Genomic DNA, 10970 nt, shown 5'->3' with positions numbered 1-10970 from the left:
TTCAAAATATAAAGAAATAAGATATCGAATGATTTAAATGATATTTTTTTTTAATATAGCAGTCTAAAATATTAAACTTTAGTAGGCAAGTGCAATAATCATACAATAATCCTCAACAAAGTGGTTAGATAATTGAATGCTCCCTACACTTGATTTTATACTTTAAAACGGACACACACACTGTTTACCTCTATACTATGAATTTTTCCATCAGGCGCAAGAATCGATGATCTAAAATCTCCATTTACATCTAGTTGCTTATCTGCGATTTGCTTGTTTATTCCAACACGCCCTATTTGATAAATATTGTCAGTGTTTAGTGTTGCTTGATTTGTAGTTCCCTGAACAAACCAAGGTTCAATAGCTAACGCCGCTTTATCAGCAAAAAGAGCTCCATCAGTTCCTGCTATTATCGCATTATTTACGTCAGTTGAAACTAAATTTATTGGTGCATTCGTAGTATTCTCATTAGCGTATGACAAAGTACCTCCTGAAAGTCCTAATGTTGTGACAGTTTCATGTTGCGCAATTAATGATGCAATATTCAAAATAGTTGAAGCGCCATCTTCATCAACATAAGTTATGGTTCCAGCTGTAACATCTTGCGAAATTGAAGTCAATGTCTCGAAATTCGGAATCATTAAACCTAAGTTAAGGGTGTTTGCAGTTCCGGCTTCGTCGTTGTAAGTTAAAATACCTGTTGCGGCATCAAAACTGGCAGAAGTCAGTGTTTCATTCTGTTTGATCAGCGTTAAAATATCCAAAACAGTTGAAACTCCTTTTTCGTCAACATAAGTAATTGTCCCAGCCGTAACATCTTGCGAAATTGAAGTCAATGTTTCGAAATTCGGAATCATCAAACCTAAGTTAAGGGTATTTGCAGTTCCGGCTTCGTCATTGTAAGTCAAAATACCCGTTGTAGCATCAAAACTGGCAGAAGTCAGCGTTTCATGCTGTTTGATTAGGGCTGCAATATCCAAAATAGTCGGAACTCCTTTTTCATCAACATAAGTAATGGTTCCAGCCGTAACATCTTGGGAAATTGAAGTCAATGTTTCGAAATTCGGAATCATTAAACCTAAGTTAAGGGTATTTGCAGTTCCGGCTTCGTCATTGTAAGTCAAAATACCCGTTGTAGCATCAAAACTGGCAGATGTCAGCGTTTCATGCTGTTTGATTAGGGCTGCTATATCCAAAACTGTTGAAACTCCTTTTTCGTCAACATAAGTAATTGTGCCAGCAGTTACATCTTGGGAAATAGAAGTCAATGTTTCGAAATTCGGAATCATAGTAGACAGATTCAGTGTTGTTGAAACATTATGTTCATCAATATAGGTCAAGACCCCTGTAGTATTATCAAAAGTTGCAGATGTCAGCGTTTCATGCTGTTTGATTAGGGTTGCAATATCCAAAACTGTTGAAGCTCCTTTTTCATCAACATAAGTAATGGTGCCAGCAGTAACATCTTGGGAAATAGAAGTCAATGTTTCAAAATTCGGAATCATGGTAGACAGATTCAAAGTTGTTGAAACATTATGTTCATCAATGTATGTCAAAATTCCGGTTACAGAATTAAATGTAGCCGAGGTTAAAGTTTCATAAGTTTTAACAATTTGGGCAATATTGACTGTTTCCCTAATATTTAATTCATTGATATAAGTAATAGTTCCGTCGCCATTATCTATCAAATTGGTTACACTTCCAGAGCTTCCCAACCGAATCCATTTGTTGATATACCAATAATAATAGCCGGGAGTGATATCTGAAACCGTCTGCGTGTTAAATACCAAAAGACTGTTTTGATTTCCATTAGATATCGTTGTCGCGTCGGTAGTGCTTGTCAATGTTACTCTGGGAATCAATATTCCTTTATTAGTAGCAACGACTTCTAATTGAGAGGATGCATTTGGAGTCGAAGTTCCAATTCCGACTTGTCCATTTGCTTGGAGAAAACATAGAAAAAAAAGGCTAAATACGAGTAATTGTCTTTTCATAATCAATCAATATTTAATTAAACATGATTTATAACAAGTTGTCAAAAGTCACTTTTAAGTGGTTTTGCTAAATTACGTTGTTTGAAAAGGGGTATATTTTTTTTATTATGTAATTGAATGGGGAGTCAATATTCAATAAAAATTCTTGGTATTGATTAAATTCCAGAATAAATGCTTATAGAAGGTATATTTTTTAGAATAGATACAAAGTAACGACTATTTTTCTTACGTAAAAAAACTTTAACACTAATATTATTTCATTTAAAAAAACACAAACAACTGTTTTACAGGATTTTAACACCATATCGAATTTATGAAAGCTGAAATGATATCGCTGATAAAAGTTGTTTTAACCCGGTTGTAGTTTCTGGTATTACCGGAGGTAAACTTAAATAAACGTTGGATACTAGGTAAAAAACAGATCTAAAAGTTACTAACCCCAACACCGGTCTGAAATCGTAATCAAAGCGGCAGAAGTACTGAATGAAAACGAATACAATTATTAAATAAAGTTTCTATACAACTTACGATTAAACAGTACAACATCAACTTAAATTAATTATATTATTAATTGATTTTCCTTCAATTATAAACAAAAAAACATCATTTTATTTCCATAACCAACTGAATTACTGAAAATTGTATAACTAAGCAATTGCAATAGTATAACGGCAACGGTAACTGTTAAGACTACATTTGAAAACCCTGACAACTATATAAGAATTTCATTTTCAATGAATGAACTTATAAGGAACTTCTGGCTCAGGTTTTTATTTGTAACCATTAATACTAAACAATTATGGAAAATTTTCAGGATGAAAAACAGAGAGAACTGTCGTTCAACAAATCCGACGGCACCAATAAGTTCTTAACCACAGATCAAGGTGTCAAGATTAATGATGATAATAATTCTTTAAAAGCAGGCGAACGAGGTCCTTCCCTATTAGAGGATTTTATCTTAAGGGAAAAAATTACGCATTTTGACCACGAAAGAATTCCTGAACGTATTGTTCACGCAAGAGGTTCTGGAGCGCATGGTTTTTTTGAAGTAACCAATCCAATCCCCGAATTAACTAAAGCTGGTTTTCTGCAAGAAGCGGGGCTTAAAACTCCGGTTTTTACAAGATTCTCAACTGTTGCAGGTTCACGTGGTTCTACTGATTTAGCACGCGATGTACGTGGGTTTTCGGTTAAATTTTATACGCAGGAAGGAATTTATGATTTGGTTGGAAATAATATTCCAGTTTTCTTTATTCAGGATGCGGCTAAATTTCCAGATCTTATTCATGCCGTAAAACCAGAACCTCATAATGAAATGCCTCAAGCTGCTTCGGCACATGATACTTTTTGGGATTTTATTTCACTGATGCCAGAATCAATGCACATGATTATGTGGGTTATGTCTGATCGCGCCATTCCGAGAAGTTATCGTATGATGGAAGGTTTTGGAGTACATACTTTCAGATTAATTAATGAGGCTGGAAAATCTTCTTTTGTGAAATTTCACTGGAAACCAAAATTAGGAACTCACGCTGTTGCCTGGGACGAAGCACAAAAAATTTCGGGAAAAAATCCTGATTTTCACAGACAAGATCTTTGGGAAGCAATTGATACGGGTAATTTCCCTGAATGGGAATTAGGCGTACAAATCATTCCTTCAGAAGATGAAGAAAAATATGAATTTGATTTATTGGATCCAACAAAACTGGTTCCTGAAGAATTAGTACCTGTAACGATTGTTGGAAGAATGGTGCTGAATAAAAACCCCGATAATTTCTTTGCAGAAACGGAGCAAATTGCTTTTCATCCCGGACATGTTGTTCCTGGAATTGATTTCTCAAATGATCCGTTATTGCAAGGACGTTTATTCTCCTATACCGATACACAATTGTCAAGATTAGGAAGCCCAAATTTTCATGAAATTCCAATTAATCGCAGCGTTGCACCTGTACATAATAATCAACGTGACGGGCATATGCGTCAAGAAATTAATGTAGGTCGCGTAAGCTATCATCCCAATTCACTCGGAGGAGGATGTCCTTATCAGGCAAAGATTGCTGAAGGCGGTTTTTCAAGTTTTGAAGAGCGTGTAGATGCGCATAAAATAAGAGGAAGAAGCGAAAGTTTTGCAGATCATTTTGGTCAGGCCAAATTATTCTTTAACAGTCAAACTTCAACCGAAAAAAGCCACATTATTAAAGCGTTGCGTTTTGAGCTTGGAAAGGTAGAGACTGCAGCAATACGACTGAGAATGCTTGGACTATTGTCTCAGGTAGATAGAGATCTTGCCGAAAAAGTAGCCGTTGGTCTTGGAATGAAAGTTCCCTCAATATTAGAAACACCATTAAATCACGGAGTTTCTCCTGAGAACGAAAATGGTAATCAAGAATCAAAAACAGTAGCATCTTCTGTTGCTTCATCTGATGCCTTGACTATGCTTAAAAACCCAACAAACACTCCCACAATTGCTTCAAGAAAAGTAGCTATTATAGTTGCTGATGGAGTTTCTGAGGCAGCAGTCACGAATATCAAAAAAGCATTATTGAAAGAAGATGCAAAAGGATGTATTATAGCAAAAAATCTTGGAACTGTTGTTACTGATACCGATGGAGAAATACATGTGGATTTCAGTTTCCTTACTGCCTCTTCTGTATTATTTGATGCTGTATACATTCCAGACGGTTTAGGTATTAACACGCTAATTGAAAATGATGATCTAAATGAATTTTTAAATGATGCCTACAAACACTGCAAAGTTATAGCAGCTGACGGAGCCGCTTCTGCTGTACTAAGTATAGCGCCATTTGCATCAAAAATCACCAATCAGGATGATGGGATGATTATAAATAGTGAAGTTGCAAGCGAATCATTTGCACAAAAATTTATTGCTGCAATGGGCAAACACAGGTTCTGGGAACGTGAACCAAACTTATACAATTAAAACCTTAAAAAATATTCTTATGAAAAATTCAGATAAACCAAATGATATTAAAACTCCTAACAGTACGAAAGATACTATTGTCAAACCTGTAAACGGTGCGGCAACATCATTAAGAGAAGTTTTTATTGATAGTCTTAAAGATATCTACTGGGCAGAAAATGCCCTAGTAAACGCATTGCCAAAGATGGTCGGAAATGCAACTTCTCCAGCACTTGCTTCAGCAATAAAGGAGCATCATGCTGTAACACAAAATCAAGTTGCTCGCCTAGAAAAAGTTTTTGAACTCCTTGGAGAAAATGCTGAAGGAAAAAAATGTGAGGCAATGGCCGGTCTTTTAAAAGAAGGTGACTCTATTTTGGAAGAAACAGAACCTGGAGCAGTGAGAGACGCAGGTATTATTGCTGCATCGCAAAAAATCGAACATTATGAAATCGCAACTTATGGAACTCTTGTCGCTTTTGCGAAAACATTAGGAGAAAATGATTCGGCTAAACTATTAACACAGACCCTTGCTGAAGAAAAAGAAGCTAATTGTCTGTTAAGTGATGTTGCACTAAACGCGGTCAATATTGTAGCCGCAGAATAATATTTCTTTTAATCAATTTTAAAAATAAAAAAATCCTAAATACATAATTTCTCAAGTATTTAGGATTTGTTTTTATATCCATTTATTTTAAAAAAAAATGACTTTATCTACCCTACTTCAAATTCTAATATCTTCAATTGCTGCAACATCTGTAATGACACTCTTTAGTTATGCCGTTTCGGCAAGCGCCAGAGAAGTATATAAGGAACCTGTATTATTGACTTATATTCTAACGGCTCTGCATTTAGAAATATCCCCTAATTTTAAAACTATTTTGGGATGGTTTTTACATTATTTAATAGGTCTTTTTTTTGTTGTTGGATATCATATTTTATGGTTGAATGAATTTCTGGAAATATCTTGGTTAGCCAGTATTCTGCTTGGTGTAATTAGCGGTATTATTGGAATAATAAGCTGGATCATTTTATTTGAAATTATTCCTCAAAAACCAAATATTGATTTTAAAGGTTATTATTTACAACTTTTTATTGCACATATAATATTTGCCATAACAGTATTTATCGTTTATAAATTATTCTTGTAGCTACCCATTTATTGTCTCGTCCTGAAATTGGAATTCATACCGAAAAGTGGACAGAAACATATAAATATTTAATAGTACATTATATTCACTAACAAAAATTATCAAGATTCATTAAAGCAAAATATTCGTCATAATTGCCATGCTCTAACTCCATTCTGGAAACTGCGTTTTATTTAAGTCGAGCTTTTCAATTGCACTCATATCTTCCTGATTGAGTTTGAAATCAAATATATTTAGATTTTCTATAATATGTGCTTTTTGTGAAGATCTTGGAATGGCAACAATTCCACGCTGATAATGCCATCTCAGATTTACTTGAGCCACAGTCTTGCCATACTTTTGGGCAATCTGAGCAAATACTTCATTTGTAAAAAGCCCATTACGACCTTCCGCAAAAGGCGCCCATGCTTCCATCTGGACCTTATGCTGCTTTAGCACATTATATGCATTACTCTGCTGATAAAAAGCATGGGTCTCAATCTGATTCACAGCCGGTTTTACCTGAGCATATGACAAAAGAGCAGCCAACTGGTCTGAATCGAAGTTGCTTATACCAATAGCTCTGATTTTTCCAGCCTTGTAAAGTTCTTCCATTGCTTTCCAAGATCCTTTCACATCACCTCTTGGACGATGTATAAGGTACAGATCAAGATAATCAAGTTCCAATTTTCTTAGTGTTTCTTCAAAACCTTTTTTAGCATTTTCATAACCAGCATCATCAACCCATAGTTTCGAGGTAACAAAAAGTTCCTTTCTATTGACTCCACTCTGTTTTATTCCTTTTCCTACCGATTCTTCATTTCCATACACTTTTGCGGTATCAATAAGACGGTAACCTACTGATAGTGCATCGGCTACAGATTGCTGGCATACTTCTCCTTTAAGCCCGTAGGTTCCAAACCCGAGCATAGGCATTTTTACGCCGTTATTCAACTTAACATTCGTAATCTCTGCAGCCTCTTTATCCATATCCATTATGGTATTGCCAAATAATTTAGGCATACCAAACATGCTCATGTAAATTCCGGCAGCCGCTAATTTTGCGCTGTTTTGTAAAAATCTGCGTCGGTTTATTTCGTTTTTTTGGTTTTGAGAATCCATATTGTTTGTGTGTTAATCCATTCGTATCAAGTAATAAAAGTAAATATTATATTTTAAACAAAATGTTTAATTTTCTAATACAAGCAATTATGTAAGAGATTAAGAAAGAAGTAACATATTCTGAAGAGAAGAACAATATCTTATAATTATATTTGAAAAAGTCAATTACCTCAACGTTCTCGCGCTTGGCGAGGTTGGGGAATAAAGATGCGAGATTTTTCGGTCAAACACAAATTTCCCATATACAAAACCATCTTTAAATTCAAAACCCCAATCTCGCCAAACGGCTGTTATCACTCGTTTTTTATTCAGTTAGTATTTTATTTATAATCTTTTCTATGCCTTTTTTTCCAGTTTCACTTAAACCGCCGTATTTCATATTCGGCGAAAAAGGAATTGATTTTGTCATTCCACAACCTTCCAAGCACAACCAAATTTTACCGATTTCCTTATCTTCCTTATTGTAAAATCTCAAAATATATTCTGACTCAGTAACTTCCCAAGTTGTTTCTCCCCAATCGAAATTAACAGGATTATTAAAAAAAGTAATTACTTCTGATTTACTTGATTTAGATAACGTTTTTGAAGTCAAACGACTTAACAAAAATCTGTTTCTAAATAGTTTCACTTCTGCAACTTGTTCCCTTGGAAAACTATATTTTTCATTCCCAAAATTCTTTTCAAAGGCTTTTTCTTGTTCTTCAGTTGTTTTATGCATATAAAATTCAATCATTTCTTCTTTCGGTGTGAAAGTCGAATAATATTGTCCTCTATCCAAAACATCAGAAACAATGACAAATACAATAATTATGATAATAAAAACAACAAGTAATATTTTCCAAATAGTTTTCAAATTGCAGTTTGGTTATAAAATGAGTGATAACTTACAAGTATATTTGAAAGAAGTCAATTACCTCAACTCCTGTATAAAATGATTTGTAAATTAATGTAGCTTGTTTAAATTTAAGAACGAGGTTTAGACAAATTTCTGTCGTACATAATAATGCTTCCTGCCACAGCCACATTTAAACTTTTTACTGATTTAAATTTCACTAAATGATGGCATTTATCCATTGCTTTTTTTGATAAACCATGATCCTCTGCACCCAATAAATAAACACAACGTCTTGGATGTTCAAAAGTTTCTAAATCGGACGCGTTTTCATCTAATTCAACTCCAACCAGTCTTGCTCCCTTTGGTAAATTTTCAAAAAAAGCTTCAAAAGTATCATAATGGAAGTACGGAATTGCTTTTACGACATTATGAGTATCGCAAGCTTGTTTGGCATATCTATTTCCTATTGTAAATATAAAAGTAGCGCCTAAATTTTGAGCGGATCTCCATAAAACTCCCAAGTTTTCAGGTGTTTTACCATTTTGTATTCCTATGCCAAAATACTCATTTATAAAATTATCATTCATAAATGCAAAAGTACAAACTGCAATTACATAAATCAATTTTTTATTTAGATGTATACGATATTCTATAATGGCTTGGTTTAAATTTAAACTGCCTAAACATCATTTGAAACAATTTTGATACATATAAGCAGAAATTACTTCAGCCGAATCATAATAGCTTCAAAAGCTTTGAAATTATCGCAACAAATCGTTCAGTTTCGTTTTTAAAATTTCCTGATTTTGATGACCAAAGTACTGTCCCAAGATAGTATAACTGTCATCGAAAATAATAAATGATGGAGTACCTCTTAATTGATTAATAGTAAATGTTTCAGCTATTAAAGGGATTTGAGAATAATGCGATCTTATTTTTTGAAATATTGCCTCTTTTTCTTTTTCAGAAAAACTATCGAAATTAGGAATGACATCACAAAGGATTTCAATCTTATCTGAATTGATGAATTGTTCGGAAGAAATAATAGTATCAAAAGCTACAGGAAAATTTAGAGTCTCAGAATACTTAGAAAGGCCATAATTTGTATTGTAATATTTTTGAGTTTCTCCAACTAATGTACCGCTATCTAGCAGTAATTTTAAACTTGCTTCGTTATTATATTCGAAATCTTCAAAAGCAGTAGCGACTCCAATAAAACCAACTTCACTATTATACGTCCTATAAAGTTCATTCATAATAGGAATTCCGTATATAAAACAACCTGGACAATTTACTTGAAATACAAATGCGACATTTATTTTCTGTTTTTTGAATTCTCCTTGAACTAAATCTTTAATATTGAGATGGAATTTTGACATGGCTCATTTTTTTTTGATAAACATTTATGCGATTTGATGAATTGCAGTTCAAAAGTAATTATGATTATTAACTTACTGATAGTCCAGTTCTTGTAATAATTAATTAATTCTGGTTTTCTATTTTTCGCTGAATAATAAACTTTCTTCAAATAGACAAAAAGCTTTTCTTTTTCTAAAATTATCATATTTCTGTTTCAATTATGATTTCAATCATAAACTTGAGCTTTGACTGCCATCTAAATTTGCAATAATGAAATAATAAAACAAGATTATTTCAGCAAATCAAATATTTAATCCAAATATCATAAGAATGAATGCAGATCAAAAAGAGCTTATAAAAGCGACAATTCCAATTTTAAGATCAAGTGGCGAAGACCTCACAAATTACTTTTATGCCCGAATGTTTAAACATCATCCTGAGCTTCGCAATATGTTTAACATGGGTAATCAGGCCAATGGAAGACAAAAATCAGCTTTAGCAAATGCAGTGCTTGCTTATGCCGAAAATATCGATAATCCAAGTATTCTTTTGGGAGTGCTTAAAGGAATAGGAACCAAACACAGAAGTCTTAATATCCAGCCTGAGCAATACAAAATTGTGGGAACACATTTAATCGCTTCTATCGGAGAAGTTGTTGGTGAGGCGGCAACACCCGAAATCCTCGAAGCATGGACGGTCGCCTTTTACCAGCTTGCTCAAATTATGATTGATGTTGAAAAAGAATTGTATAGAGAAAATCTAACGAAGCCGGGGAGCTGGAATGGCTGGAGAAAATTCGTAATTAAAAAAATAGTCGAAGAATCAGCTGAGATAAAATCATTTTATTTATACCCTGAAGATGGACAGGAAATTGCCGATTTTCATCCCGGTCAATTTATAAGCGTACAAGTCTTTGTAGAAGAATTAAATCTATTACAGCCAAGACAATATAGTTTATCAAGTGCTTTCAACCCTGAATATTACAGAATTTCTGTAAAAAGAGAAAATGGTATCGCTTCAAATCCGTCGGGAATGGTTTCTAATACGCTTCATTCTAAATCGGAAGGAGCTGTTGTTTCTATTTCTTCCCCTGCAGGACTATTTCATTTAGAAAAAAATTCCAAAAACCCATTAGTCTTAATAAGTGGCGGTGTTGGCTTTACACCAATGTTGAGTATGCTTGAAACCAATTTAAATGCTCTTCTAAATAAAAAAACGGTTTGGATTCATGGCTGCAGAAATGAATCTGTCCATGCATTTAAAAATCAGATTTCAAGTTTAAAACAAGAAGCAAAATGGCTCGAAACTTTTACGTTTTATGATTCCCATGAAAGTCTGAATGATTCATCAGATCAAATTTTTAAAGGTCGTGTGGATCTTCATAAATGTAAAGAAGCAATATTATTGGATGAGGCTAAATTTTATATTTGCGGTCCTGAAATGTTTATTAAATCACAATACGAGACATTGCTTAATTTGAATGTTAAAACAGAGAACATTTTCTACGAAGAATTTGGCCCTCAATTAATCAATTTAAATTAAGGTGAAAACAAGCATATTCTTTATTAAGAAATCTTGGCTATTAGTTTTTAGAAATTTAATCACAACTT

Annotated in this window: 9 protein-coding genes; 4 read left to right on the top strand and 5 right to left on the bottom strand. The window is 33.6% G+C overall.

The annotated features are described in order from the left end of the window. Nucleotides 1-155: 155 nt before the first annotated feature. A complete protein-coding gene (locus tag EV145_RS17715) occupies nt 156-1994 on the bottom strand; it encodes a hypothetical protein (RefSeq protein ID WP_133526524.1) in 1839 nt (612 codons plus the stop codon). Nucleotides 1995-2793: 799 nt separating this feature from the next. Between EV145_RS17715 and EV145_RS17710 the strand changes: the two genes are divergently transcribed. The 3 genes from EV145_RS17710 (at nt 2794) to EV145_RS17700 (ending at nt 6065) form a co-directional block, all read left to right on the top strand. Continuing rightward, nucleotides 2794-4935 carry a catalase gene (locus EV145_RS17710; RefSeq protein WP_133526523.1) on the top strand — a complete coding sequence of 714 codons (2142 nt, stop codon included), beginning with the start codon at nt 2794-2796 and terminating at the stop codon, nt 4933-4935. A gap of 19 nt (nt 4936-4954) precedes the next feature. After that, entirely contained in the window at nt 4955-5521 is a 567-nt protein-coding gene (locus EV145_RS17705; protein ID WP_133526522.1) for a ferritin-like domain-containing protein, read from the top strand. Nucleotides 5522-5618: 97 nt separating this feature from the next. Next, on the top strand, nt 5619-6065 hold the full coding sequence (locus tag EV145_RS17700) for a hypothetical protein (RefSeq protein ID WP_133526521.1): 447 nt from the start codon (nt 5619-5621) through the stop codon (nt 6063-6065). A gap of 144 nt (nt 6066-6209) precedes the next feature. Here EV145_RS17700 and EV145_RS17695 read toward each other — a convergent pair whose 3' ends face one another. The 4 genes from EV145_RS17695 to EV145_RS17680 form a co-directional block, all read right to left on the bottom strand. Then, nucleotides 6210-7166, bottom strand: coding sequence for an aldo/keto reductase (locus EV145_RS17695; RefSeq protein ID WP_133526520.1), 957 nt, complete (start codon nt 7164-7166; stop codon nt 6210-6212). Nucleotides 7167-7470: 304 nt separating this feature from the next. Beyond that, entirely contained in the window at nt 7471-8019 is a 549-nt protein-coding gene (locus EV145_RS17690) for a hypothetical protein (RefSeq protein ID WP_133526519.1), read from the bottom strand. A 110-nt stretch (nt 8020-8129) separates the two neighbouring features. After that, a complete protein-coding gene (locus EV145_RS17685) occupies nt 8130-8588 on the bottom strand; it encodes an RNA methyltransferase (RefSeq protein WP_133526620.1) in 459 nt (152 codons plus the stop codon). Nucleotides 8589-8762: 174 nt separating this feature from the next. Further along, nucleotides 8763-9380, bottom strand: coding sequence for a hypothetical protein (locus EV145_RS17680; protein ID WP_133526518.1), 618 nt, complete (start codon nt 9378-9380; stop codon nt 8763-8765). Nucleotides 9381-9690: 310 nt separating this feature from the next. Between EV145_RS17680 and hmpA the strand changes: the two genes are divergently transcribed. After that, nucleotides 9691-10902, top strand: a complete 1212-nt coding sequence (hmpA, locus tag EV145_RS17675; protein ID WP_133526517.1) for an NO-inducible flavohemoprotein — start codon at nt 9691-9693, stop codon at nt 10900-10902. Nucleotides 10903-10970 lie beyond the last annotated feature (68 nt).

Source organism: Flavobacterium sp. 245, assembly GCF_004362055.1.
Classification (GTDB): domain Bacteria; phylum Bacteroidota; class Bacteroidia; order Flavobacteriales; family Flavobacteriaceae; genus Flavobacterium.
This window is presented reverse-complemented; position numbering and strand designations above follow the sequence as displayed.